Source organism: Bacillus sp. B19-2 (assembly GCF_022832475.1).
Lineage (GTDB): Bacteria > Bacillota > Bacilli > Bacillales > Bacillaceae > Bacillus > Bacillus paralicheniformis.
The window spans coordinates 849,484-875,361 of the sequence record NZ_JALHKQ010000002.1; the positions used below are offsets into that span (position 1 = coordinate 849,484).

Annotated in this window: 28 protein-coding genes and 1 riboswitch; of the genes, 25 read left to right on the plus strand and 3 right to left on the minus strand. The window is 45.7% G+C overall.

All coding sequences use genetic code 11. The features are described from left to right. Window positions 1-79: 79 nt before the first annotated feature. The 23 genes from MST20_RS11410 (at window position 80) to MST20_RS11515 (ending at window position 18,952) form a co-directional block, all read left to right on the plus strand. On the plus strand, window positions 80-436 hold the full coding sequence (locus MST20_RS11410; protein WP_243942260.1) for an arsenate reductase family protein: 357 nt from the start codon (window positions 80-82) through the stop codon (window positions 434-436). Between the two features lie 61 nt (window positions 437-497). After that, complete coding sequence (gene gcvH / locus MST20_RS11415) at window positions 498-881, plus strand: glycine cleavage system protein GcvH (protein ID WP_020452879.1); 384 nt, start codon at window positions 498-500, stop codon at window positions 879-881. Window positions 882-941: 60 nt separating this feature from the next. Further along, a complete protein-coding gene (locus MST20_RS11420; RefSeq protein WP_152846592.1) occupies window positions 942-1,178 on the plus strand; it encodes a YusG family protein in 237 nt (78 codons plus the stop codon). Window positions 1,179-1,239: 61 nt separating this feature from the next. Next, the gene (locus MST20_RS11425) at window positions 1,240-1,584 is read left to right on the plus strand and encodes a toprim domain-containing protein (protein ID WP_020452877.1); all 345 of its coding nucleotides are present in this window, start codon (window positions 1,240-1,242) and stop codon (window positions 1,582-1,584) included. Window positions 1,585-1,609: 25 nt separating this feature from the next. Continuing rightward, window positions 1,610-1,918: a thioredoxin family protein gene (locus MST20_RS11430; protein ID WP_026580080.1), complete on the plus strand. Its 309-nt coding sequence runs from the start codon at window positions 1,610-1,612 to the stop codon at window positions 1,916-1,918. A gap of 121 nt (window positions 1,919-2,039) precedes the next feature. Further along, window positions 2,040-2,396 carry an SCP2 sterol-binding domain-containing protein gene (locus tag MST20_RS11435; protein WP_243942262.1) on the plus strand — a complete coding sequence of 119 codons (357 nt, stop codon included), beginning with the start codon at window positions 2,040-2,042 and terminating at the stop codon, window positions 2,394-2,396. A gap of 174 nt (window positions 2,397-2,570) precedes the next feature. After that, a riboswitch (SAM riboswitch) is annotated at window positions 2,571-2,678 on the plus strand. Window positions 2,679-2,794: 116 nt separating this feature from the next. Next, window positions 2,795-3,820, plus strand: a complete 1,026-nt coding sequence (metN, locus tag MST20_RS11440) for a methionine ABC transporter ATP-binding protein MetN (protein WP_020452874.1) — start codon at window positions 2,795-2,797, stop codon at window positions 3,818-3,820. Continuing rightward, window positions 3,813-4,481: a methionine ABC transporter permease gene (locus tag MST20_RS11445; protein WP_243942264.1), complete on the plus strand. Its 669-nt coding sequence runs from the start codon at window positions 3,813-3,815 to the stop codon at window positions 4,479-4,481. The genes metN and MST20_RS11445 overlap by 8 nt, the downstream gene beginning before the upstream one ends. 13 nt (window positions 4,482-4,494) lie before the next feature. Continuing rightward, window positions 4,495-5,325, plus strand: coding sequence for a methionine ABC transporter substrate-binding lipoprotein MetQ (metQ, locus tag MST20_RS11450; protein WP_165428005.1), 831 nt, complete (start codon window positions 4,495-4,497; stop codon window positions 5,323-5,325). Between the two features lie 91 nt (window positions 5,326-5,416). After that, window positions 5,417-5,800 (plus strand): carboxymuconolactone decarboxylase family protein, encoded by a 384-nt coding sequence (locus MST20_RS11455; protein ID WP_031305044.1) that lies wholly within the window; start codon window positions 5,417-5,419, stop codon window positions 5,798-5,800. 153 nt (window positions 5,801-5,953) lie between these two features. Then, on the plus strand, window positions 5,954-6,088 hold the full coding sequence (locus tag MST20_RS21370; RefSeq protein ID WP_256379620.1) for a YuzK family famiily protein: 135 nt from the start codon (window positions 5,954-5,956) through the stop codon (window positions 6,086-6,088). 132 nt (window positions 6,089-6,220) lie between these two features. Further along, the gene (locus MST20_RS11460) at window positions 6,221-7,156 is read left to right on the plus strand and encodes a cation diffusion facilitator family transporter (RefSeq protein WP_243942266.1); all 936 of its coding nucleotides are present in this window, start codon (window positions 6,221-6,223) and stop codon (window positions 7,154-7,156) included. A 223-nt stretch (window positions 7,157-7,379) separates the two neighbouring features. Continuing rightward, window positions 7,380-8,165, plus strand: a complete 786-nt coding sequence (gene sufC / locus MST20_RS11465; RefSeq protein WP_020452869.1) for a Fe-S cluster assembly ATPase SufC — start codon at window positions 7,380-7,382, stop codon at window positions 8,163-8,165. Between the two features lie 17 nt (window positions 8,166-8,182). After that, on the plus strand, window positions 8,183-9,496 hold the full coding sequence (gene sufD, locus MST20_RS11470; RefSeq protein WP_023856210.1) for a Fe-S cluster assembly protein SufD: 1,314 nt from the start codon (window positions 8,183-8,185) through the stop codon (window positions 9,494-9,496). Continuing rightward, window positions 9,496-10,716 carry a cysteine desulfurase SufS gene (gene sufS, locus MST20_RS11475; RefSeq protein WP_243942268.1) on the plus strand — a complete coding sequence of 407 codons (1,221 nt, stop codon included), beginning with the start codon at window positions 9,496-9,498 and terminating at the stop codon, window positions 10,714-10,716. Before sufD ends, sufS begins: the two co-directional genes overlap by 1 nt. Beyond that, window positions 10,706-11,152, plus strand: coding sequence for a Fe-S cluster assembly sulfur transfer protein SufU (gene sufU / locus MST20_RS11480; RefSeq protein WP_020452866.1), 447 nt, complete (start codon window positions 10,706-10,708; stop codon window positions 11,150-11,152). The genes sufS and sufU overlap by 11 nt, the downstream gene beginning before the upstream one ends. A gap of 17 nt (window positions 11,153-11,169) precedes the next feature. Beyond that, window positions 11,170-12,567: a Fe-S cluster assembly protein SufB gene (gene sufB, locus MST20_RS11485; RefSeq protein WP_145651693.1), complete on the plus strand. Its 1,398-nt coding sequence runs from the start codon at window positions 11,170-11,172 to the stop codon at window positions 12,565-12,567. 236 nt (window positions 12,568-12,803) lie between these two features. Next, complete coding sequence (locus MST20_RS11490) at window positions 12,804-13,097, plus strand: hypothetical protein (protein WP_165428001.1); 294 nt, start codon at window positions 12,804-12,806, stop codon at window positions 13,095-13,097. 553 nt (window positions 13,098-13,650) lie between these two features. Beyond that, window positions 13,651-14,772 (plus strand): response regulator aspartate phosphatase, encoded by a 1,122-nt coding sequence (locus MST20_RS11495; RefSeq protein WP_243942270.1) that lies wholly within the window; start codon window positions 13,651-13,653, stop codon window positions 14,770-14,772. 680 nt (window positions 14,773-15,452) lie between these two features. Next, window positions 15,453-15,836: a hypothetical protein gene (locus tag MST20_RS11500; RefSeq protein ID WP_075751330.1), complete on the plus strand. Its 384-nt coding sequence runs from the start codon at window positions 15,453-15,455 to the stop codon at window positions 15,834-15,836. Between the two features lie 30 nt (window positions 15,837-15,866). After that, complete coding sequence (locus MST20_RS11505; protein WP_243942272.1) at window positions 15,867-16,727, plus strand: DMT family transporter; 861 nt, start codon at window positions 15,867-15,869, stop codon at window positions 16,725-16,727. Window positions 16,728-16,792: 65 nt separating this feature from the next. After that, window positions 16,793-17,914 (plus strand): NAD(P)/FAD-dependent oxidoreductase, encoded by a 1,122-nt coding sequence (locus tag MST20_RS11510; RefSeq protein ID WP_165427998.1) that lies wholly within the window; start codon window positions 16,793-16,795, stop codon window positions 17,912-17,914. A gap of 198 nt (window positions 17,915-18,112) precedes the next feature. Further along, complete coding sequence (locus tag MST20_RS11515) at window positions 18,113-18,952, plus strand: FAD binding domain-containing protein (RefSeq protein ID WP_243942274.1); 840 nt, start codon at window positions 18,113-18,115, stop codon at window positions 18,950-18,952. A 123-nt stretch (window positions 18,953-19,075) separates the two neighbouring features. Here the strand turns inward: MST20_RS11515 and MST20_RS11520 are convergent, their stop codons facing one another. Continuing rightward, window positions 19,076-19,897 (minus strand): endonuclease I family protein, encoded by an 822-nt coding sequence (locus tag MST20_RS11520; protein ID WP_243942276.1) that lies wholly within the window; start codon window positions 19,895-19,897, stop codon window positions 19,076-19,078. Window positions 19,898-19,975: 78 nt separating this feature from the next. Further along, a complete protein-coding gene (locus MST20_RS11525) occupies window positions 19,976-21,022 on the minus strand; it encodes an anthranilate phosphoribosyltransferase (RefSeq protein WP_243942278.1) in 1,047 nt (348 codons plus the stop codon). A gap of 243 nt (window positions 21,023-21,265) precedes the next feature. On the opposite strand from MST20_RS11525, the gene MST20_RS11530 reads away from it, so the two are divergent. Both MST20_RS11530 and MST20_RS11535 read left to right on the plus strand, forming a co-directional pair. Continuing rightward, window positions 21,266-22,672: a YfcC family protein gene (locus tag MST20_RS11530; RefSeq protein WP_165427994.1), complete on the plus strand. Its 1,407-nt coding sequence runs from the start codon at window positions 21,266-21,268 to the stop codon at window positions 22,670-22,672. Between the two features lie 179 nt (window positions 22,673-22,851). Beyond that, window positions 22,852-24,048 carry an MFS transporter gene (locus MST20_RS11535; protein WP_165427993.1) on the plus strand — a complete coding sequence of 399 codons (1,197 nt, stop codon included), beginning with the start codon at window positions 22,852-22,854 and terminating at the stop codon, window positions 24,046-24,048. A 90-nt stretch (window positions 24,049-24,138) separates the two neighbouring features. Here the strand turns inward: MST20_RS11535 and MST20_RS11540 are convergent, their stop codons facing one another. After that, window positions 24,139-25,737, minus strand: coding sequence for a PucR family transcriptional regulator (locus MST20_RS11540; protein ID WP_243942280.1), 1,599 nt, complete (start codon window positions 25,735-25,737; stop codon window positions 24,139-24,141). Between the last annotated feature and the right edge of the window lie 141 nt (window positions 25,738-25,878).

Sequence of the window (25,878 nt, forward strand, 5' to 3'; positions counted from 1 at the left end):
ATAGAATGGAGCACGGTTTTAGGTTTTTCATTCGATCTATGTTAAAATTACCTCGATTAAATGAGAGGGGTGTGTATGTATGGCTTTGGATTTTTACTGGTATCCGAAATGCGGGACATGCCGCAAAGCGAAAAAATGGCTTGAAGACCACGGCAAAGAAATCAATGGGATACATATCGCAGAACAGCCGCCAAGCAAGGAAAAACTGAAAGAGCTCTATGAGAAAAGCGGACTTGAATTGAAGAAGTTTTTCAACACGAGCGGCCAAAAATACCGTGAACTCGGCTTAAAAGACAAGCTGCAAAGCATGTCTGAAGATGAGCAGCTGGAACTGCTGGCTTCGGACGGTATGCTGATCAAACGCCCGATTGCGACAGACGGCAGTAAAGTAACGGTCGGTTTTAAAGAAGGTCAGTTTAAGACATACTGGTTATAACACATCAAAATATGATATCTTCAATGTAGGATCGATTAAAACACTTTATGGAGGGGTTAGCATGAGCACACCGAAAGAGTTGCGTTATTCAGAAGAACACGAATGGGTGAAGACAGAAGGAGATAAAGTCAGAATCGGCATTACAGACTTCGCCCAATCCGAACTTGGAGACATCGTATTTGTCGAGCTTCCTGAAGTGGGAGACGAAATCAAAGCGGACGAGCCTTTTGGCAGCGTTGAATCCGTAAAGACCGTTTCTGAGCTGTATGCCCCGATCAACGGAAAAGTGGTCGAAGTGAATGAAGATCTGGAAGACAGCCCTGAATTCGTCAACGAGTCTCCGTATGAAAAGGCATGGATGATTATCGTCGAGCCGTCCGATGCTTCTGAAATCGAAAATCTGATGACAGCCGAGCAATATGAGGACATGATAAAAGAAGACTAAGGATTATTCAGGATAGCCATGTGTCGTTTGGATACTCTATATCAAGAGGGGGTGTCCAAATTGACGCTGAAAAAAGAACGTATTGATATTACAGAACATGTGGAAAGCCGATTAAAAAACGGCGGAATGCAGCTGTACCATGAGAATGAGCTGATCGGCCGAATGACCGGCAAGGATCAATACGAGTTGAAATCTGGATATTCATTCCAAGATGAAAAATTTTACAAAACGGCGGATACCGTAAGCGGTCCGGATGCTAAATATGTAGACTGTGATGACCACCAAGGCTGGTGTTAATCGAGTCAGGCGGTGAATATTCACTGCCTTTTTTTACAAGTAAATCATTAAAGGTGATCATATGCCGGAAAATGAAAAAGTCATGATCGTCGAAGGGAAATCAGATAAGCAAAAAGTGAAGCATGTCATCGAAGAGCCCGTGGACATCATTTGCACAAACGGAACGATCAGCCAGGCAAAGCTCGATGAATTCGCCGAAACGCTGTTTGATAAAGACGTTTATATCCTGGTGGATGCCGATGAATCAGGGGAAAAGCTCCGCCGGCAGCTGATGAGGGAGCTCCCCCAAGCTTCGCATCTATACATCGATAGAGTATACAAAGAAGTCGCTTCCGCCCCGAGTCAGCATGTTGCAGAAGTATTATTTCGTTCAAACATCCGGGTACATACAAAATATTTATTATAAAACGTATTGAGGTGCGGTTTAACAGATGCAAGAACTTCAAGAAAAAGAGCTGAAACGGCTTGAGCATGAGACCTGTCTTCTATATGTATACACGCCGTTCTGCGGAACGTGTCAGCTGGCCGGAAGAATGCTGGAAGTCGTTGATGAAATGATAAAGGACATTCCTTTTTATAAAAACAATCTCAATTATTCCCCGGCATTTGCCAAGCAGCAGGAAATAGAAAGCGTTCCGTGCTTTATCCTTTACAAAAACGGGCAAGTCGTCAAAAAAGAATACGCTTTTCACTCCGTTTCCTACTTATACGATACGATTAAACAAAATGTTGTGGATTAAGGGCGCTTTTGACATATTTCTCGGGAAATAACCAGCAAAAACTTGTCGAGCAATTCCTAAAGGAACTCCTGCGGCAGACAGAGAATCTGTAAGTATGACCAATTTACAGGAGGTTATACAGTTGGAGAAAATGGGATTGATAGAAAGAGAGGACAAGGCTCTTTTTTTAAAACCTCTATTATCTACAACGGCTTTGCTGATTACGTTTCAAGGCGAGAAAGAAGCTTTTACGTTAGCGATCAACGAAAAAGGGGAAATGGAAAAATCTGCTCTTGCAGAAAAAGCTCATTTGACCTTTTTTGGAGAGCAAAGCGAGATTATTGACCTTCTTCACGGCGATATTTCATTACAGCATCTCGTACAGCGCGGCACTGTTCAAGTAAAAGGCTCTTTCAGAGCTTTATTGAAGCTTGAAGCGATTTTATGGCTGACGGACGGCTTTTTTAAAAACAGCGATCTTTATTCAGAGACATTTTGAACATTTGAAAAATCGGCACATTCCGTGTATAAGTCAGACAGGGACGGGCGTTTACGTTCGTCTCTTTTCGCCGTAGGCCGATTGTCTTACGAAAAATAGTTGACAACTATTTTTTCGCATGATATCCTACTTTAAGAATTCCGATCATAATAATCAAAAAATAAATATATGTTTCTCTTATCCAGAGAGGTGGAGGGAAGTGCCCTATGAAACCCGGCAACCATCAACACGTGTTGAAATGGTGCCAATTCACGCGAAGCATTATGCTTTGAAAGATGAGAGAAAGGCCCAGACTATTCAAAAGCCTTTCTGCTCATGTGTGCAGAAAGGCTTTTTTCATTGTTTGATCAGGAATTTAGACAACTATGAGAATTGAGCAAGAAAGCAGGTGATGGCTTTTGATAAATCTTCAAAATGTTTCAAAGATTTATCGGTCAAAGCATGGAGATGTCAATGCTGTCCAGGATGTCACCCTTACGATTAAAAAAGGTGAAATCTTCGGAATTATTGGATATAGCGGAGCTGGAAAAAGCTCCTTGATCCGTCTCTTGAACGGACTTGAACAGCCGACTTCAGGCACGGTTGAAGTAGCCGGCAGAACAATCAGCGAGATCAAAGGGAAGAAGCTGAGGAATGCGAGGCAGGAAATCAGCATGATTTTCCAGCACTTCAACCTATTGTGGTCAAGAACGGTTCGCGACAATATTGCGTTTCCGCTGGAGATCGCCGGTGTCAGCAAAGCAAAACGTCTGAAAAGAGTCGCTGAACTGATTAAGCTTGTCGGTCTTGAAGGCAAGGAAAACGCCTACCCTTCACAGCTTAGCGGAGGCCAAAAGCAGCGCGTCGGCATCGCGCGGGCGCTCGCAAACAATCCGAAAGTTCTCTTATGCGATGAAGCGACATCAGCGCTTGATCCGCAGACGACTGACTCGATCCTGGGTCTTCTGTCCGATATCAATGAAAGGCTCGGACTGACCATTGTCCTGATCACTCATGAAATGCATGTCATCAGGAAAATCTGCCACAGAGTGGCCGTCATGGAAAACGGAAAGGTCGTGGAAGAAGGCGATGTGCTGAACGTTTTCCTCAAGCCGAAGGAAGAAATGACAAAGCGCTTTGTTCAGCAGGTAACAGAACCGGTGGAAACACAGGAAACGCTGAAGCATTTCCTCGAAGAAACGACATCCGGGCGGACGATCAAGCTCACCTTCGTCGGTGAAGCGGCCGAATCGCCGCTGATCACACAGATCATTCGGAAGTTCGATGTTGAAGTCAACATCCTTCAAGGCAAAATCTCGCAAACTCAGGACGGCGCATACGGTTCATTGTTCATTCATGTCGACGGACATGAAAACGAGGTCAACGATGTGGTCGATTTCATCAAGAGCCGCCAGGTAGAAGCAGAGGTGATCACGAATGTTTGAAAAACTGTTTCCAAACGTAGATATGGAGCAGCTGTGGGAAGCTACGTATGAAACGATATATATGACAGGAATTTCCCTATTGTTTGCTTTTATCATCGGAGTGATTCTCGGAATGCTGCTGTATTTGACTTCAAAAGGCAACATTTGGCAGAATCGGATTGTTAACGGTGTAATCTCGGCAATCGTCAATGTGTTCAGGTCTATTCCTTTTATTATATTGATTATTTTGCTGCTCGGTTTCACAAAGTTTTTAATGAACACGATCCTGGGACCGAACGCCGCACTTCCGGCTTTAATTATCGCGTCCGCTCCGTTCTATGCCCGCCTGGTTGAAATCGCTTTGCGCGAAGTCGATAAAGGCGTGATTGAAGCGGCGAAATCGATGGGAGCCAAAACATCGACGATCATATTTAAAGTGCTCCTGCCCGAATCGATGCCGGCCTTGATCTCTGGCATTACGGTTACGGCGATTGCACTGATCGGTTCGACGGCGATGGCCGGCGCAATCGGGTCAGGCGGACTCGGGAACCTTGCCTATGTAAACGGTTTTCAGATGAACAATCCCGATATTATACTCATCGCCACTATTTTCATTTTAGCTATTGTGTTTATCATCCAGTTTATCGGGGATTTTATAACAAATAAATTAGACAAACGTTAGGGAGGACATCAACATGAAAAAAGGTTTATTAACAGCTTTATTCATCATTTTTGCAGGCATTTTGGCCGCTTGCGGATCTTCCAGCAGCGAAGGAGATAAAGACAGCAAAGTCATCACAGTCGGAGCGACGCCGACGCCTCACGCTGAAATCCTTGAAGAAGCAAAGCCGCTTTTGAAAGAAAAAGGCTATGAGCTTAAAATCAAAAATTTCACGGACTACAAACTGATCAACAAAGCGCTTGCAACGAAAGATCTTGATGCGAACTACTTCCAGCATGTCCCGTATCTTGAACAGGAAATGAAAGAAAATAAAGATTACGATCTTGTTAACGTCGGCGCGGTACACCTTGAGCCATTCGGCATCTACTCTAAAAAGTATAAATCTTTAAAAGACCTTCCTGACGGTGCAAAAATTATTATGAGCAACAACGCCGCTGAACAGGGCCGCATGCTTGCAATGCTTGAAAATGCCGGACTGATCAAGCTGAAATCAGGCATTGAAAAAGTGGATGCGACAGTAAAAGATATTACAGAAAACAAGAAAAACCTCAAAATCAAAAACGATGTGGCGCCTGAAATGACGGCAAAAGCATACGAAGCCAATGAAGCTGACGCCGTGTTCATCAATGTGAACTACGCGATCCAAAACAAGCTGAATCCGAAAACTGATTCAATCGAACTTGAGTCTCCAAAAGATAATCCTTACGCTAACATCATCGCCGTCCGCAAAGGCGACGAAGATTCTGACAAAGTGAAAGCTCTGATGGACGTATTGCGCTCTGATGACATTAAAAAGTTCATCGACAAAAAATATGAAGGCTCTGTCATTTCTGTATCTGAATAAATGAAAGAACACCCCGGTTTCGAAGAAAACCGGGGTTTTTTCGCGTATTTTTTGAAAAGAGGCTCATAATAAAAAAGACTACCAACTGAAAATGGAGGAACAAAACGTGAATCAGCATGAATCTGAAAGCATTATCGAATCCGCACTGCATGAATATAAAGCTGGGATCGGCATCTTTTCCGAAAAAATGCCCGGAATTGCCGCCAAATACAACGAATTTACCGAAGAATGCTTTAAAAAAGGCGCGCTCAGCGAAAAGGATAAGCAGCTGATCGCACTGGGCATCAGTGTAAATACTCAGGATGAATATTGCATTATTTATCATATCAAGGGCTGCCTGGATTGTGGAGCGTCGGAGGAAGAAATTCTTGAAGCGGTCGGCGTAACTGCGGCATTTGGCGGAGGCGCGGCCATGAGCCAAGCGGTCACGCTCGTTCTGCAGGCGATGGAAGAATTCCAGCAAATGAAGCATTGATTTTGTCCGTGAAAGCATATTGAAAGCACACACATCTTTGCAGAGTTTGTATATAACTGGTACTATGTAAGAAAATCTCTGAAAGGATGATTCATTATTTGTTCAAGCCAAGATCAGCTTGACCTTGAATTCACGGCCGAAATGGAAAAAGCGATGCACAAGTCGCATGGAATGGGGTACGAGGAGTACAGCAGAAGCCATGTGAATCGGCTTGAAGTTGAGAAAAGACGCGAAAAGCAGTATCAAAAAAGTAAGCAGATCGTATCAGACTTACCCATGATCGGATAAAACGAGAGGGGGGCGGATGTGTCGATCCGTCCTTCTCCATGTTATTAGAAGCCGCTTGACCATAATTAAAGGAAAAGGTAAAATTTAAATATGAATACATGATCATATAATAATTTAAGAGGGGGATTTAAAATGGCTCATTCTCACGGACATACAGGTCACAGCCACCATGGCAGCCGATCAGCAAATCAAAAAGCGCTGTTCATCAGCTTCGGTTTGATTTTTACTTTTATGATAATTGAAGTGATAGGCGGGATATTGACGAACAGCCTCGCTTTGCTGTCAGATGCGGGACATATGCTCAGCGACGCTGCGGCGCTTGGTTTCAGCCTCTTGGCGTTTAAAATTGGGGAAAAGGCCGCAAGCGCGAGCAAAACATTCGGCTACAGGCGCTTTGAAATTTTGGCTGCGTTTATCAATGGCATCACCTTGCTTTTGATTTCACTTTATATTTTTTGGGAAGCGTACAACCGCTTTTTCAGCCCGCCGGAAGTCGCCGGCAGTGGCATGCTCGCAATTGCAACGGTTGGTCTGTTCATCAACATTGCTGCAGCCTGGATATTAATGAAAGGCGACACAAGCGGGAATTTAAACATGCGGAGCGCTTTATTGCACGTCATCGGCGATATGCTGGGATCTTTCGGCGCGATTATCGCAGGCCTCCTCATGCTTTTCTTCAATTGGAATATCGCCGATCCAATCGCAAGCGTCGCCGTCGCGGTTTTGGTACTTGTCAGCGGGTGGCGGGTGACGAAAGACTCGGTGCATATATTAATGGAAGGAAAACCGAAAGACATTGATGCGGAAGCACTTAAAAACGGCTTGCTTTCCATTCCGTCAGTCAGGGAGGTTCACGATCTCCACATTTGGTCGATCTCATCTGATATGCCGTCATTAAGCTGCCATATCGTGGCAGACGAAAACAGTGACAGGGATAGAATCTTAAAACAAGTATCAAAATATCTAAGGAAAGAATGCAACGTGGAGCATGTGACGGTCCAAATAGAAGGGGAGCGCTGTTCCCGTCATGAATCGTGCAGCCTGGGATCAAACCGTTCCCATTCGTAATTCCCGCTCTTTGTCGATAGCTTGTTGATTGTAAGAAGCGCATAGTCTCGTCCGGGAAGTTTTCTTACCCCAATCTCTTTAAGAACAAAACGTTTTTTGTTAAACTTGAGAACATGTACACGAAAAGATAGAAAGACTATTGTTGTATTCACTTTTCATTTGTTATAAAATTAGAATGAGAATAAATTGAGAATGATGATTATATATATTGGAGGTATATTTCATGGCTGCTTCGACATTAACAATCAAAGATCTTCACGTTGAGATTGAAGGAAAAGAGATTTTAAAAGGTGTAAACCTTGAAATAAAAGGCGGGGAATTCCACGCTGTAATGGGACCGAACGGAACGGGTAAATCAACTTTATCCGCGGCGATTATGGGTCATCCTAAATACGAAGTAACAAAAGGAAGCATCACGCTTGACGGCAAGGACGTTCTGGAAATGGAAGTGGACGAGCGCGCTCAGGCCGGCCTGTTTTTGGCTATGCAGTATCCGAGTGAAATCAGCGGTGTTACAAACGCCGATTTTCTCCGTTCAGCGATCAACGCGCGCAGAGAAGAAGGCGACGAGATTTCTTTAATGAAATTCATCCGCAAAATGGACGAAAACATGGAATTTCTTGAAATGGACCCTGATATGGCGCAGCGCTACCTGAACGAAGGTTTCTCAGGCGGTGAGAAAAAACGCAACGAAATTCTTCAGCTGATGATGATCGAACCGAAAATCGCGATTCTTGACGAAATCGATTCAGGTTTGGATATCGACGCCCTTAAAGTCGTTTCAAAAGGAATCAACAAAATGCGCGGCGAGGACTTCGGCTGCCTGATCATCACGCACTATCAGCGCCTCTTGAACTACATTACGCCTGACCACGTGCACGTCATGATGCAGGGCCGCGTTGTGAAATCCGGCGGACCTGAGCTGGCGCAGCGCCTTGAGGCTGAAGGATATGACTGGATTAAGCATGAGCTTGGAATCGAAGACGAAACTGTCGGTCAAGAAGCGTAAGCGTTAGGGGGATAAACATGACATTGGAAACAAAATTATCTGTAGATCGGGAATATGTCAAAAGCTTCTCTGAGAAGCACCAGGAACCGGCATGGCTACAAGATCTACGCTTAGAAGCGCTTGAAAAAGCCGAAGATCTGCCGCTGCCGAAACCTGATAAAACGAAAATTACAAATTGGAATTTTACACGGTTTGATAAGCATACTGTAGAAAATAAACCGCTTGATTCTTTGGATGATCTTTCAGATGAGGTCAAATCGCTGATCGATCTTGGAAATGAAGACAAAACGCTTTATGTCCAAAGAGACCAGACGCCGGCTTACCTTTCTCTTTCAAAAGAGCTGCAGGATAAAGGCGTCATCTTTACAGATATTCATACTGCGTTCCGCGAACACGGCGAGCTAGTCAAAAAATACTTTATGAAAGACGGCGTAAAAGCCGATGAGCATAAATTAACGGCATTGCATGCAGCGCTTCTGAACGGCGGAGCCTTCCTTTACGTTCCGAAAAACGTCGAACTGGAAGCGCCTGTGCAAGCTGTTTATGTCCATGAAAGCAATGATACAACGCTTTTCAACCATGTACTTGTCGTTGCTGATGACAACAGTGCAGTCACATATGTAGAAAACTACATCAGCACTGTGAACCCTAAGGAAGCGGTCTTTAACATCGTGTCAGAAGTGATCACAGGCGCGAATGCCCGCGTGCAATACGGTGCGGTCGACAACCTTTCCGCAGGGGTGACGGCTTATGTCAGCCGCCGCGGAACTGCACTTGGACGCGACAGCAAAATCGAATGGGCGCTCGGTTTGATGAATGACGGAGACACCGTTTCTGAAAACACGACAAACCTGCATGGAGACGGCACATTCGGCGATACGAAAACGGTTGTCGTCGGCAGAGGAGAACAGACTCAAAACTTTACAACGCAAATCATTCATCACGGAAAGCATTCAGAAGGCTATATTTTAAAACACGGCGTTATGAAAGATTCCGCATCTTCGATCTTCAACGGCATCGGAAAAATCGAGCACGGCGCGTCAAAATCAAATGCAGAGCAGGAATCACGCGTTCTTATGCTGAGTGAAAAAGCGCGCGGCGACGCCAACCCGATCCTTTTAATCGATGAAGACGATGTAACGGCAGGACACGCTGCCTCCGTCGGCCGCGTCGATCCGGTTCAGCTTTACTATTTGATGAGCCGCGGAATTCCAAAAGAAGAAGCAGAGCGCCTCGTCATTTACGGCTTCCTCGCACCGGTTGTCAATGAACTTCCGATCGAAGGCGTGAAGAAGCAGCTGGTCTCTGTGATTGAAAGGAAAGTAAAATAATGAATGCCAAAGATATTCGCGAACAGTTTCCGATTCTCAGCCAACAGGTCAACGGACACGATCTCGTTTATTTGGACAGCGCGGCTACATCGCAGAAGCCGCGCGTTGTCATCGAGACGATTGATGAGTATTACAACTCTTACAATTCCAATGTCCATCGCGGCGTTCATACATTAGGAACGAAAGCAACGGATGGATATGAAGGAGCTCGTGAGAAGGTCAGGAAGTTTATCAACGCGAAGTCGATGCAGGAAATTATTTTTACAAGGGGTACGACAACGGCCCTGAACACGGTTGCGCTCAGCTATGCCCGCGCAAACCTCAAGCCCGGTGATGAAATCGTCATTACACCGATGGAGCACCATGCGAATATTATTCCGTGGCAGCAGGCTGTCAAAGCAACCGGCGCCACGCTGAAGTACATTCCGCTTCAGGAAGACGGAACCATTTCCTTGGACGATGTCAGGGAAACGGTGACGGAAAATACAAAAATCGTCTCTGCTGCGCATGTTTCAAACGTTCTCGGTACGATCAACCCGATTAAGGAAATAGCCAAAATCGCGCATGACAACGGCGCGATCATGGTCGTAGACGGTGCGCAAAGCACGCCTCACATGAAAATTGACGTCCAGGATTTGGACTGCGATTTCTACACGTTTTCAGCTCACAAAATGTGTGGTCCGACCGGGATCGGGGTACTGTATGGAAAAAGAGCATTGCTTGAAAACATGGAACCCGCAGAATTCGGCGGAGAAATGATCGATTTTGTCGGTCTTTACGAATCGACTTGGAAGGAGCTGCCTTGGAAATTCGAAGCCGGCACACCGATCATTGCCGGTGCGATCGGCTTGGGAGCGGCGATTGACTTCCTTGAAGACATCGGACTTGACGAAATATTGGCGCATGAACACCGTTTGGCGGCCTACGCCCTGGAGCGCTTTAAAGAACTTGAAGGCGCGACTGTCTATGGTCCGGCCGAACGTGCAGGACTCGTGACATTCAACCTTGAAGACGTTCATCCGCACGATGTGGCGACTGTCCTTGATGCAGAAGGGGTCGCCGTCAGAGCCGGCCATCACTGCGCACAGCCTTTGATGAAATGGCTGAACGTTTCCGCCACTGCAAGAGCAAGCTTTTATCTGTATAATACGGAAGAAGACATCGACAAACTGGTTGAAGCTCTTCAGAAGACAAAGGAGTATTTCACAAATGTCTTTTAATGTGAACTTGGATACACTGTATCGCCAGGTGATAATGGATCACTACAAAAACCCGAGAAACAAAGGGGTTTTAAATGACAGCATCGTCGTTGACATGAACAACCCGACATGCGGTGACCGAATCAGACTGACGATGAAGATAACGGACGGTAAAGTAGAAGATGCAAAATTTGAAGGCGAAGGATGCTCAATCTCAATGGCTTCTGCGTCCATGATGACACAGGCGATCAAAGGGAAAGACGTGGAGACCGCCCTTCAGATGTCACAGATCTTTTCAGATATGATGCAGGGCAAAGACTACGACGATTCGATCGATTTAGGCGATATTGAAGCTCTACAAGGCGTTTCAAAATTTCCGGCCCGGATTAAATGTGCAACATTGTCATGGAAAGCCCTTGAAAAAGGCGTTTCCAAAGAAAACAGCGATAACGAATAAAGATTGGAGTGAGTTGGATGGCTAAGAAAATGCCGGATATCGGCGAATATAAATACGGTTTTGCCGACAAAGACGTTTCCATTTTCCGTTCAGAGCGGGGATTGACAAAAGAAATCGTTGAAGAAATTTCACGCATGAAAGAAGAGCCACAGTGGATGCTCGACTTCCGTCTGAAATCTCTTGAACACTTCTACAATATGCCAATGCCGCAATGGGGCGGAGATTTAAACTCATTGAACTTTGATGAAATCACGTACTATGTAAAGCCTTCTGAGCGTTCAGAAAAATCATGGGACGAAGTTCCTGAGGAAATCAAACAAACATTTGACAAGCTCGGAATCCCTGAAGCTGAGCAAAAATATTTGGCCGGTGTATCCGCGCAATATGAATCAGAAGTCGTTTACCATAACATGAAAGAAGATCTTGAGTCTCAAGGGATCGTCTTTAAAGACACAGACAGCGCCCTCAAAGAAAATGAAGACATTTTCCGCGAGCATTGGGCAAAAGTCATCCCGCCGACTGACAACAAGTTTGCGGCCTTGAACTCTGCGGTATGGTCCGGTGGATCATTCATCTACGTGCCAAAAGGCGTAAAAGTTGATACTCCGCTGCAAGCATACTTCCGCATCAACTCAGAAAACATGGGACAGTTCGAACGGACGCTGATCATCGTCGACGAAGGCGCTCACGTTCACTATGTAGAGGGATGTACAGCACCTGTTTATACAACAAACTCCCTTCACAGCGCGGTTGTTGAGATCATCGTTAAAAAAGGCGGCTACTGCCGTTATACAACGATTCAAAACTGGGCGAACAACGTCTTCAACCTTGTGACAAAGCGTGCGGTCTGCGAAGAAAACGCGACAATGGAATGGATCGACGGAAACATCGGCTCCAAGCTGACAATGAAATATCCTGCCGTTATCCTGAAAGGCGAAGGCGCGCGCGGCATGACGCTTTCTATCGCCCTCGCAGGAAAAGGACAGCATCAGGATGCCGGTGCGAAAATGATTCACCTTGCACCGAATACGTCATCCACAATCGTTTCAAAATCGATCTCAAAACAAGGCGGAAAAGTCACATACCGCGGAATCGTCCACTTCGGACGCAAAGCCGAAGGCGCCCGCTCAAACATCGAATGCGACACGCTGATCATGGACAACAAATCAACTTCTGATACAATCCCATACAATGAAATTTTGAACGACAACATTTCATTGGAGCACGAAGCGAAAGTATCAAAAGTATCTGAAGAGCAGCTCTTCTACTTGATGAGCCGCGGTATTTCTGAAGAAGAAGCAACAGAAATGATCGTCATGGGCTTCATCGAGCCGTTCACAAAAGAACTGCCGATGGAATACGCGGTTGAGATGAACCGCCTTATCAAGTTCGAGATGGAAGGGTCTATTGGTTAACATATAAAAAACGTTGAGGCGAACTTTTGAAGTTCGTCTTCTTCTTTTTTCTAAGAATTTGTTTGATCTCTCTACAGCAGTGGGGATTTGCAGGGGAAACCCTGCTTTTTTTATAATGTCATTTTTTTATTCAACAACGGGGAGTTTTTTAAGAGTAACAATTAACTCGCAGTAGGCATATAATTGATGATTGGAAAATAGTTACTTTCGGAAAATTTTCTGAGGGGGAAAATTAAATGGCTTATCCATCGGTCAATTATTCAGCCAACATAAACAGTTATTCAGACATTGCACGACACAAGGAATGCATAGCAAATGAGTTAAGGTATTACTACTCAAATGTAGTGAATCATGCCCGTGCAGTTACCTGCTTAACCGATGATCACACAGTTGTGATTATGCATTTAAGAATTGATCAATATCGATTTTATGAAATTGTGGTTGTCGCAGGTCCGGATTATAATAAGATAAACCAAATTATTCAGCGGGTTTGGAGCTTAATTAGCAGAGCGACTAATATTTGTGGTTAATTACAGAAGTTATTGGGAAGGTGTCTACTTAATCTACAAGATGCGTTAAAGCAATGAGACACAAAGTTTAAATTCTGTGAGTTCATAAAACCTTTGTGTCATGCGGTTTGAACTATTTTATTAAAGAAGACTTTCATCAAGGATTAAAGCGCTTTTTTTAAAATCAAGGTAGAAGGGTCTATCGGTTATATCTGATTTCAATTGATGGTACGCATCATATTTGTTTATGTCCCGTGGATATAATCTATTGCCTAGAGGCATGGAGATTGTAACTGCGGCTTTTTTGTTATTCCGTCTTTTAATTTTATCATCAAACAAATCTTTTATTGCTACAACCATCTTTTTCAGATTCATCGAAATAAGGAGAGAAAACCGATCATCGCAAATGATTTATAATGGTAGGTCAAAAAACCCCTAATTATTTGAATTTTTTTAAAATGTCATTGTGGAAAATTAACCTATTATGTAAAATGATTACCAAGAAGAAAAAGGTAATTTAAAGTGTCTATGTTTTTTCTGAAAATTTATATTCTATGTGAGGGGAAGAGGATAAGTGAGCGTAATACCCTATGATTTAGTTGCAACGAAAATGAACTTTTGGTACACCGCTTTAAAAAACAATTGGCCAGGCAAGGCAGAAGATACTAGGAAAGAAGTTGAAAGAGAATTAGAACAAATGGAAGAAAACCAGGATGTGCTTGTTTATTATAACTTACTGTTATTTCGGCACAATCTTCAACTTGATTATATGTATTCTACTCCCGGCGTGAATTTAATTAATCGGTTTGATGAGTTTAAAAAAATTCGCGATCAGAATAACCTGGAAGGGATGTTGGAGTATTATTATCATTTTTTTGCTGGGATGTATCATTTCAGACAAAAAGAATTAATACTTGCATTGAATTTTTATAGGGATGCCGAGAAAAAACTAGATTCTTTTGATTGTGATGAACTGGAAAAAGCTGAATTTTACTTTAAAGCATCTGAAGTGTATTACCATATGAAGCAAAACATCCTATCAATGAATTATGCAAGTCGTGCGTATAATATATACAAAAAATATGAGACTTGTGGTGAGCGCCAAATACAAAGTCAATTTATTATTGCTGGTAACTGGTTAGATCATATGTATACTGAAAAAGCTTTACATAATTTAAATACAGCACTTGAAGAGGCAGAGACACAGGGTATTCTTCATCTTATGGGCTCTTCACATTTAAACATCGGAATATGTTATAACCAACTGGAAGAACTCGATAAGGCAACCGAACATTTTCAAAAGGCCCTGAATTTATATAAAGAGGAGAATCTCAGTTTTTTACCAAAAACATTATTCAACCTCGCCCATGTCAGGGCAAAGCAAGGAAAGTTGTCAATTACTGATGACCTATACTATGAAGGCAAAGAGTTGGCTGAAAAGAGCAGGAATTTAGATATGCTTGCAAAGTTTGATTTAATAAAAGGGCTTTATCTTTCATTTGATCTGGATATGGTTCGTGAATCGTTCAAGTTTTTCGAAAGTAAAGGCAAGTATGCAGACATGGAGGAATACGGTCTTATAGCAGCAGAACTATTAGAGAAAAAAGAAAAAATTCGAGATGCAGTGGAATTCTACCGGATAACAGTTAAAGCGAGAAGACAAATCCAAAGGAGTGCTTTTCTACATGTAAACTAAATTGTTCTAGGAGTAGTTAAAGCAGCAGGATTTCTTACTATAAAAAAGAAATTCTCCCAGCATTATTAAAACCTCAAATTTTGAATACTTGAGTATTACTTTAAGTAATCGCAGAAAGAAAGGTCGGTCTATGGCAAACTACTTAAAATACAGAATCATATCTTATCTGTTTATTCTTTTGGGAGTGGGGGCCGGATTTGCAATTTGCGAGGTGTCAATGGAAAATCCGGATTACTCCTCAGTTTGGGCGGTCTTTATCACAGGCTTTACAATTGGGGAATGCATCATGATTAGAAAATGGTTAAGACGGGAGACTTCATGACGAAGAAAAGACTTGGCATGTTTTTGTCTCTATATGTTCTGTCAGCTTAGATTTCCTGTCCCGTTAAGCTATTAAAAGAAATCGGGCTGCTATTCGATCGACGAGCATTTCCACAAGGTTGCTGCGAGAAAAAGCTCATCGTGAAAATACCCATCTCATCAACAATTTTTATACCTGTCTTAATCTTTTAAGCTTTGCTTGATACATGTAAATCATCCCCTTTCACCCACTTATACAGTATTTGTCCATTAAAAAAGAACAGGATCATCCTGTCAAATATCTTTATTAGATCATATTGTCATGTATAATGAAGAGTATATCATGTGACATTCATACTGTATAAGAAAGGATATGACCAGTGAAAATGTTGAAAAAGGCTGTGTTGACAGCCGTTATTTTCTTGCTGGCCGCATTTGCAGGGAGTACAGAAGCCTTTGCTATGCCTTCCAAAGGGGCGGTGAAATTCAGGACGGATGCCAATACATATACGAAATCAGCCACTTCGATCGTTGTGACGGGAAAAAGTCCTGTTACGGGGACGATGGTTGCCGTCAGGCTGATCAATAAAAAAGGAACTGTCTTAATCTATCGAGATGTTCATTTAACACGCGGAAAACCTCATTTTCGGGTGAGCTTTCCGACGAAAAAGCTGAAACCGGGCAAGTATGACGTCTGGGTGGATGCCGTCAAAGGAAAGAAATGGCACGGGGAATTGAAGCGCTACATTGTCATCAAACATTGAGCTCCATTATGATGAACGGAGGGCTGTGTAATGACTGCCGTGGGTTTTTGTGTATTATTATGTTCTGCATTTATCCATGCATCATGGAACTACCTTTCTAAAAAAGCCGATGGAGGCGTTCCGTTTATCTGGCTGTTCACAGCGATTGCAGCTGTTGTCTACACGCCGTTGGCCATAGGTGTTGTCATATATGAAAAGCCTGAGATCGGCAGCTGGCAGCTGGCCATCATCATGGCGAGCATCCTTGCCCACTTGGGCTTTTTTCTTGTTCTTCAAAAAGGGTACAAAAAGGGCGATCTTTCCCTCGTCTACCCGATCGCGAGAGGAACTGGTCCGCTGCTCACCTGTGTGCTGGCGGTCGCCTTTTTTGGCGAGACATTGACGCTGCCCGCTATTATAGGGATTCTTTTGATTGTGATCAGCATTCTTTTTTTCACAGGGGGAGCGAAGCGGTTAAAACAATCAAGCTCGCTCACACCGGTTCTTTACGGGCTGGCGGTCGGCGGTATTATTGCCGCATATACCCTCCTTGATAAAGCAGCGGTCAGCCGGTTTCTCATTCCGCCGTTGCTGTTGGATTATTGCAATACGCTCGGCCGTCTGATCATATTGACTCCTTTTGCCGCGAAAAGCTGGAGCGAAGTCCGGTTTGAGTGGAAGCATCACCGGATGGAAGCTGTCGGGGTCGGGGTTTTTAATTCTTTGGCTTATATTTTGGCGCTGAGTGTCATGGTATTTGCTCCGGTCAGCTATGTGGCGCCGGTTCGGGAAATCAGCATATTAATCGGAACGGTGATGGGGGCGGTTCTTTTGTCTGAGGGGTTCGGCAGGCTTAGAATTGTCGCGGCTGCCTTTATGGTGCTTGGCGTGATATCGGTAGCCATTGGTTAGGTTGTGTTCCATCGATGTGATCCGTTATATTTGTAGAATAAACAGAAATGAAAAAGGTGTTAGTCATGAAATCTTTTATTGTAGTCGGAGCAGGCGTCCTCGGCGCTTCTGCCGCTTATCATCTTGCAAAAAAGGGCGCGGAAGTAACCTTGATTGACCGCGGAGAGCGGGGAAGGGCTACAGATGCCGCGGCTGGAATCGTCTGCCCCTGGCTTTCGCAGCGCAGAAACCAAGTATGGTACAAGCTTGCAAAAGGCGGAGCGGCGTACTATGCCGATTTAATCAAGCAGCTTGAAGCTGACGGAGAATCAGATACGGGGTATAAACAGACAGGCGCTATCAGCTTGCATACAGACGAACGAAAGCTGGAGAAAATGGAAGAACGGGCGCATCTCAGGCGCAAAGATGCGCCTGAAATCGGCGAGATCACCCGTTTATCCCATGAGGAAACGAAGCTTTTATTTCCGCCTTTGGCAGAGGGGTACGGCTCGGTGCATATCAGCGGCGCCGCGCGTGTAAACGGAAAATTGCTCCGCCGCTCACTCGTGAACGCCGCACAGAAATACGGCGCTTCAGTTGTTGCCGGAAACGCTTCATTGCTCTATGAAGGAAACCGGGTAACAGGGATCTCCACAGCGGACAAAAAAATATACGCTGATCAGGTGCTGGTCACAGCGGGCGCTTGGGCGGACGAGCTTTTGAAGCCGCTCGGCGTGCGTTTTTCAGTCAGCTACCAAAAAGCGCAGATCGTTCATCTTCGTCTTCCGGATGCGGATACCGGCAGCTGGCCTGTTGTGATGCCTCCGAATGACCAATACATATTGGCATTTGAAGACGGCCGGATCGTTGCCGGCGCTACTCACGAAAATGAAGCGGAGCTTGATGATCTGCGGGTAACGGCCGGCGGCCTTCACGAAATTTTCTCAAAGGCGCTTGCCGTTGCGCCGGGTTTGGAATTGAGCGAGCTGCTTGAGACGCGCGTAGGCTTCAGGCCGTTTACACCGGGCTTTCTCCCCGTAATCGGCTCATTGCCGAACATTTGCGGGTTGCTCGTTGCCAACGGTCTCGGCGCTTCAGGGCTTACGTCAGGTCCGTACCTTGGCGCGGAATTGGCAAGGCTCGCCTTGGGAGAAGAGCCTGAGCTTGATATCGCTTTATATGATCCGGCCGGCGCGCTTGAAGGTTAAATCATTATGCAAAAAAAGTTCACTCGAAGCAAGAGTGAACTTTTTTCTTATTAACAGTTTTAAAATAGAATATTGTTCAATATAAATTCACGGAGGAAAATTTAGAAAAAAAACCTAATTTTATTTGAAGGCATGCCGGTTTTTTGAATCGGCTGCCTCTGATTCCTAAACAAATTTGGGAAATGAAGGAGGGTCGCCATGATCCAGTTTGACTTTGAGTATTACAGGCCCCGATCTGCGCAGGAAGCGGTAAAGCTCTTTCAAAGTCTGGAGCGGGAGGGGAAAAAGCCGGCGTATTGTTCCGGCGGAACAGAACATTTGACGCCCGGACGGCTGAATGTGATCCATACAAATGCCGTTATCGATATTAAAGACATACCTGAGTGCAAAACTCTGCAATTTGAACGGCGTCACCTCGCTTTAGGCTCAGCATTAACATTGACGGAGGTCACGGAAAACGGCGGCTTTCCGCTGTTGAGCAAAGCGGTGAGAGAAGTGGCTGACCATACGGCGCGCAATAAGATTACGCTTGGCGGCAATATTTGCGGGCAGATCTTTTACCGTGAAGCAGTGCTGCCTTTCTTATTAACCGACAGCAAAGTGGTGACGATCGGAGACGAGGGGGAAAAGCGCTATTTGATTCACGACGTATTTGATCAGCAGCTGAAGCTGAATAAGGGAGAAATCCTCATTTCCCTTTTGATTGAAGAACGCTATCTTCATCAGCCTTTTGCAAGCATAAAAGTGAGGCAGCAATGGGATACGGGATATCCTTTGGCGACGATTTCGGCTCTCGAAATAGACGGACGCGTCCGCTGTGCGTTCAGCGGTATCTGTCCTTTTCCGTTTCGTTCCGCAGAAGTGGAATCTGCGTTGAATGACGAAGCGCTCCCTGTCGATCAAAGGGTGGATGAGGCGATCAGCCGCTTTCCCGGCCCTGTTTTGGACGATGCGCAAGGGTCCGCTGAGTACCGCAAATTTGTCATCAAACATACGCTGTTTGACATTCTCGATATGCTGAAAAAGGGGCCGTTATGACAAGCGCTTAATCCAATATTTGCAGGTGCGCGGGGTTCCATGAATTTGAACTAGCCGTAAAATCGGTGCTGAACAAAAAAACAGAGGTTTTAAAAAAGAGCGCCGGGCAGGCGCTTTTTTTGTTCAATTCAAAACGTCTGATCCCCAAATATCCTCCGCCCATTCAGGGTGATCAATGAATGGATTGCGGTTATGCTGGTATTGCTGATAGATGATGTCGTTCCGCTTTCTTTCGAGGGCATCGACAGGGTCTTCAAGGTGCCATTTCAATAAAACCGACATTTTTCCGTGGTATGGTTTAGATCCGTTGTTCGTTGTGTCGTTCATTTCAAGATCCGGATGACCGTCATCTCCTTCATAGCGGACCGCCATATAGAAAATCATTCTGGCGACATCGCCTTTAATGCTTTTGTCAGGTTCCCAGGAATCGCCGTCATAGCGGTTTCCGGGGGAACCGGGATAGGGGCTGCCGCCTTCGTCGAAATCAAGGTTTCCGCGGGCGGCGTTTACTTGTACATCGCTGGGCCTGAGATGATGCAAATCTGTTCCGGGCCCTTTGCTTGTTCCGAAATCGCCGTGCGATTTTGCCCATACGTGCTCGCGGTTCCAATCGCCAGTTTGCCCCCCGTTCGCCTGTTTAGAGCGCGACTCCCTGGAATATAAGAGAATCACGTGATTTCGATTGGCCGGATCTTCGTCCGTTGCTTTCAGCGCTTCCCATACCTCACTGTAAGAAAGCTCTCTATGATCGTCGATCGTGTCGTGAAGCGCTTGTTTTAAAGCTTCGCCTGTTTTGCCTTGTGCCTGTTCGTAGTAATCCGCCGGAGCCGAGGACTGATGGGGCTGGACGTGTAAGGAAAACAACTGGAAGGCTTCTGCGTTTTGGGTGGGCGCGCACATCGCCGACAACATCAAAATAAACGGTATGAGACATTTTCGATTCATCTTTCGATTCCCTCCTTTTCATTCTTTCATTATCCAATCTTTTCATGAAAAGGAAATATCATTTTGGTTACGGTTTTCTTACGGTCTTGTAAATGATGCTTTCCACCTCTCGAGGGCTTCCAGGCCGGCTTTTTCTTTCAGCTGTTTTTCCGCCGTTCGGACGCCTTCTTCAATGGCCGCGCAGTGTCCGAACAAATAATAGCGCAATGCGGTATTCATGATGACTTGTTTTCTTTCGTATTCGGTATCGGCCGATTCGTCTCCGGCGAGAACGGCCGTTATTTTTTCCGCCTGCGCCTCAGCAGACAGCGGTTTGTTGAGCTTTGCTTCATCTGCGTAAAGTCCGTATTTTTCCGGCTTTAATATAAAGGAATCGATCGAGCCGCTTTTTATCGTAAACACAAAGCTGCCTCTGTGGACCGGCACGTCTTCCGAGCCTTCCGCCCCTTGGACAATGAACACTTCTTTGTACGTCAAGCGCTGAAAAACGGGATGCATTTTCTGAATGGCCGTCCGGTGAAATGCGCCCATCATGAGCTTGTCGGCATCAGAGAAGTTGACCAGTTTTTCTGCTGTATTCAGCACGGTGCGGACGTCGATCTCTTCGCGGATTTTCTTCATCCGAACAAACGGTTTGCAAAATGTTTCGGCGGCTGCGAATCCGATGGATGCCTCTTCCAGTGAGTGTGCCGTTTGTGCAGGACCAGTCTCAGAGGGGATTCCGAGTTTGTCCAGGACATCTTTTACGCTCGTTCCATATTTGGGCGGCAATGCATCACTGCCGTGGAGAAACGCGGGGACTCCGTTTCCTGCAAGAAGGAGCGAGACGGGAATGGTTGCTAAAAAAGAATGTCTTCCTGTGTAAGGTCCCGCAAAATCGATGACCGAATTTTTTGCAGCTTTGGAAAGGCTCAGTGTTTTCGAGCTGTTCCGCAATGCTTCGGTAAACGCGAGCAATTCCTCAGGGGACTCTGTTTTCATCCGCTCCGCTATTAAGAATGCGGCGGTCTGAGCAGGGCTGGAATTTCCTGTAACGATCGCTTCTGCAGCTTGTTTGGCCTCTTCATAAGTTAAATCGCGGGAGCCCCTTTTTCCTCTTGCGACTTCTTTAATCCACTGTTGCAATGTGAACTCTCTCCTTTACATGCTGATCTTTCTTATGACTTTACATGAAAATGCAGAAAAGGAACAGTCGAGATTGTCGCCTTAATAATTGATAGAAAATATGACGATTTTCTGGATTGGCCGTGTTGATTTAGGTATTTTATCTGAAAAGATGCTGAAATTTAGAGGATTTTTCAATGCTATCAATGTTGTGATCATTTAATATGTTAAAAAAGTTAACATGGAAGAAGGGGATGATCGAAAATGGGAATGCCGGCTTACAAAACTGAAGACGTGAAAAAGAACGAAAAACGCAAAAAGGAATTTCCGCATATTTATGTCATTCTGGCTGTCATGATTGGTCTCATGGCGCTTATGACATATGTGATTCCGGCAGGCGAATATGAACGGGTGGAAAGTCCGGACGGCAGGGAGATGATTGATCCGGCGTCCTACAAACGGATCGAACAGACGCCGGTTGATATCTTGGCATTGCTTACGGCGGTTCCGAAAGGGATGACGGAAGCGGCGCCGATTATCGTGTTTACATTTGTGATTGGCGGCGCTTTTGCCGTTCTGCGGAAAGCGTCTGTCATTGAGCTCGGCGTTCGTCTGCTGGCGGATCAGTTCAGGAACAAACCGGTTTTCGTTACGCCTGTCTTAATCTTCGTTTTTTCCGGCATTTCCTGTTTTATCGGGACGCCTGAGCTTTCCATCGTTTACGTCCCTGTCATTCTTCCTCTGCTGCTGTCTTTCGGATATGACCGGATGACAGCAGCAGCAATCGCATTGTGCGGGACGATCGCCGGCTTTACGAGCGCTTTGACAAACCCTTTTACTGTAGGGACCTCACAAATGATTTCCGGTCTCCCGCTTTATTCAGGGATGGGGTACAGGGCGGTTATCTTTGTTGTCATTACGGCGGTTGCCGCTGTATATGTGCTCAAATATGCGGAAAAGGTCAGGGCGCATCCTGAAAAAAGCCTGACGGGGAAAGAAGCGGTCGAAACGGTGCCTGCTTTTAAAGCAAGTGGACGGGTGAAATGGGCCGGCATCGCGGCGCTTGGGTTGTTTGCCGGCTTGATTGGCTGTGTCATTTATTTCAGGTGGGATATGCTGACAATGGCGGGCTATTTCCTGGCACTCGGCATCATTCCTGCTTACATTGCCGGCATGAGCTCGAGAGACATTGCCGAGTCCTTTAATGAGGGCTTTAAAGAAGTGCTCATCGGGGCGATGATTTGCGGCATTGCAAGAGCTGCTGCCGTCGTTATGGCCGACGGGCAGATCATGGATACGATTGTTTTCGGCTTGTCCCATGCGGTCTCACAGCTTCCTTCTTATTTAACGGTTACGGCGATGCTTTTGACACAGATGCTGTTTAACTTTTTTGTTCCAAGCGGGAGCGGACAGGCTTTAATTATGATGCCGATTATGGCGCCTTTGGCTGATATTGTCGGAATTACGCGGCAGACGGCGATTCTGGCTTTCCAATTCGGCGACGGTTTTTCAAACATCGTCTTTCCGACATCGGGTTACTTTATGGCGACGCTTGCGATCAGCCGGATTGCCTGGAATAAGTGGCTGCGATTCATCCTTCCGCTGTTTGGCCTCTGGATGGGAGCGGCCGTGCTTTTCCTGATGTTTGCTAACGCTGTCGGCTGGTCGTAAATGGATAAAAAGGCGGGGGAATCCTCGCTTTTTTATTTTCCCATCATTCCTTCAGAAGAAAAAATATGCAAAAATATGAAAAAACTAGACTTTGAACCTATCTGTGGATATACTAATTTAGTAATTGTTCGAATTTAAGATTGTCCGATATTTTCGGGCTTTAAGGAAGGTATCCGCGGATGAAAAAGATGGCCAGATTGTATATTCTCATGCTGAATGTGTTCATCGTTATGCTTGGTATAGGCTTGATTATTCCACTCATGCCTACGTTTATAGAAGAATTCGGCGCCTCAGGCAGCACGCTCGGATTGCTGATTGCGGCTTCGGGGATTACCCAGCTGCTGTTTTCGCCCGTTGCCGGGGATATGACCGATAAATACGGAAGACGGAAAATGATCATTTTAGGCATCGGGGCGTTTGCGGTTTCCCAGCTGCTTTTCGCCTTGGCGAGCCAGATGTGGCTGCTGTTTGTTTCCCGCCTTCTCGGCGGAGCGGGGGCGGCGTTTTTGGTGCCGGCCATGTTTGCCTACATCGCTGATATTACATCGGAAAAGGATCGAAGCAAAGGGATGGGGCTGATCAGCGCCGCGATGTCTCTCGGCTTTGTCATCGGTCCGGGAGCAGGCGGATATTTGGCTGCGTTCGGGCTCACTTTCCCGTTTTACGTGTCAGCCGGATTAGCCGGCTTGGCGACGGTTTTATCGCTTCTTGTCCTTCCGGAAACGCTCAGTCAAGAAAAGATGCTTGAAAAGCGCCGCTCCGCTCAAAAGCGCGAACCGCTTCCAAAGCAAATGGCGCGCGCGCTGCGATCGACGTATGCTTTTCTGTTTGTCCTCGTGTTCATCCTGAACTTCGGAATCATGAATTTTGAGGCGGTATTCAGCCTTTATGTCGATCATAAGCACGGCTTTACACCGGGAGACATTGCCTTTGTCATTACAGCGGCAAGCTTGATCGGCGTGTTCGTCCAGGCGGTGGCTCTCGGGATGCTGACGAACCGCTTCGGCGAGAAAAAGCTGATGAACATGACGCTGATCGGTTCAGCGGCAGCGCTTGCCGTCTGCTCGATTGCCGGTTCGTACTGGCTCGTTTTCGGAGCAACGATTGTTTTCTTCATGCTGACGTCCATCCTCCGTCCGGCGATTAACACGCTGATTTCAAAAATGGCCGGTGATGAACAGGGCTTTGCCGCAGGCATGAACAATGCGTTTATGAGCCTTGCCAACATCGTCGGACCGACGGTGGCCGGTCTGTTATTCGATGTGAACGTGGAAATTCCATATATTTTTGGTGCGGTCGTTCTCGTACTCAGCTTTTTGGCGGCAGTCAGCTGGGGACGGAAGCAGCAGACCCGCGCAATTCCTGAAAAAGTATAAGGGAGCCGGCACATATGCCGGCTTTTTTCTATAGTGAAATGCTCAAATCATCAGCTTTACATCCTCCGATTGCCCCGTGTAAGGGATTTCTCACAAACCAAGCAGCATTTGAATTCTGAGCGCCAGTCTCAAGCGCAGGGTTGTGTCCGCATCTTTCAGGCTTTTCCCGAGCAATTCTTCACATTTTTCGAGCCTGTAGATGACGGTGTTTCTGTGGACATACAGGCGTTTGGCCGTTTCAGAAATCTGACAGTGCGTTTCCAGATAGACGGACAATGTTTGCAGGAGCCCTTGGTCATCCTTCGGCAGGCTGGCAAGCTGATGCAGCGCATGCGTGTAAAATGTCTTCAAATCATCAGCCGGAATCATGCGCAAAAGCTCAGAGACGTCTTTCATATGGTACGTCTGGATGAACTCGGTGCTCCCGGACAAATGGCCGGAATGGAGCGCGTCGACGGCTTCTTTGCAAATGTACGGAACGTCGCTCAGCTGATGGCTGAGGTTGCTGATTCCGAAAGAGATTGTCCGCTGAAAGTGCTCCGCTGCATGACGCTGAAACGTCTTTAAAAATCCGTCCACGGCTGCATTCAGTTCAGCCCAGCTGTCCGTCGCTTCGGCCAGCAGGAAGCACACGTTTCCCTTTGTGAAAAGGTGCGGAGGAAACGGGAAGTCAACCAGTTCTTCTTCCAGGCGCTCGAACACGGAATCTGATTCAAGCTGATTTTCCGTGAAGCTGAGCGATTTTTCGCGGCGGTCCAATTTGCCGGCGATGCACACATATTTTTGATCCCACTTGAGCTGAAATTCTTTGGCTCGGTTTTTAATTTCTTCAGCGGAGGAAAAGGCGCCGTCCAAAAAATTGCTGAAAAACTCGTTCCGCGCTCTTCGCAAATATTGTTTGAGCGCATTTTCCTTCATCAGCTCAAAGGCGATGACATTGGCGGCTTGTTCGATTGTTAACAGCAAGCCTTTGTCTGAAGAGGAAATCATCCCGCAGACAACGAGGAAGCCGCATTTTTTTTCATGAGTATAGATCGGAAATACCGAATAAGTTTGTTTGTCGGGAAGCGTTGAAAAACAGGTGAGCCCCGTTCTGTTTCCTTTTTGAAATATTCCTTTATAATGCGACAGCGTCCCGGCGGCATCCGCTTTTGAAGAGGCGATCGGCTTGAGGTGCTGATTGAATAGAAGAACGGGAAGCTTCAAAACAGCAGAGACGTTATGCAAGAGCGATTGAATGCTTTTGCCGCTCATAATATGGGTTGTGAATTTTTTTTGGGCGGTGATGGCCTGTTCGAGTTCTGCCGTCCGTTTGTCTAAAATATGGCTCAGTGTATGATTGACAATATCACCGAGGCGGATGTCTTCATTTAGCTCGATGATCGGAAATGACCGCTCGTCGGCAAGCTTGATCACCTCGTCGGGTATTTTCTGCAAAAAGCGCGTTTTGATGCCGAGTCCGGCGCAGCCCCGCCTGATCATCCTTTCAATCAATTCCTTCAATAAAAAAGGCCGGTCTTTTAAATGGTATGCGGTCGTGACGAGGAGCTCGCCATGATGCAGATAATCGGCAATATCCGGCGCATCCATCATATTGATGTGTTCGATGTTCCGGGTTCCTCCCGTTTTTCCGGCGGCGAGCGTTGCGCCTTTAAACACGGGGAGGTTCATCATGTCATAGATATTCATTGATCTGTGCAGACCTCCTTTGTCATTTTAGCCATTATCAACAAAAAATGATCGGATTTGTGACATTTATGCCGATGTTTATTTTTCATGTTACCAGTAAACTTGTATTTATATAGAGAGTTGTAAAGAAATATAACAAAA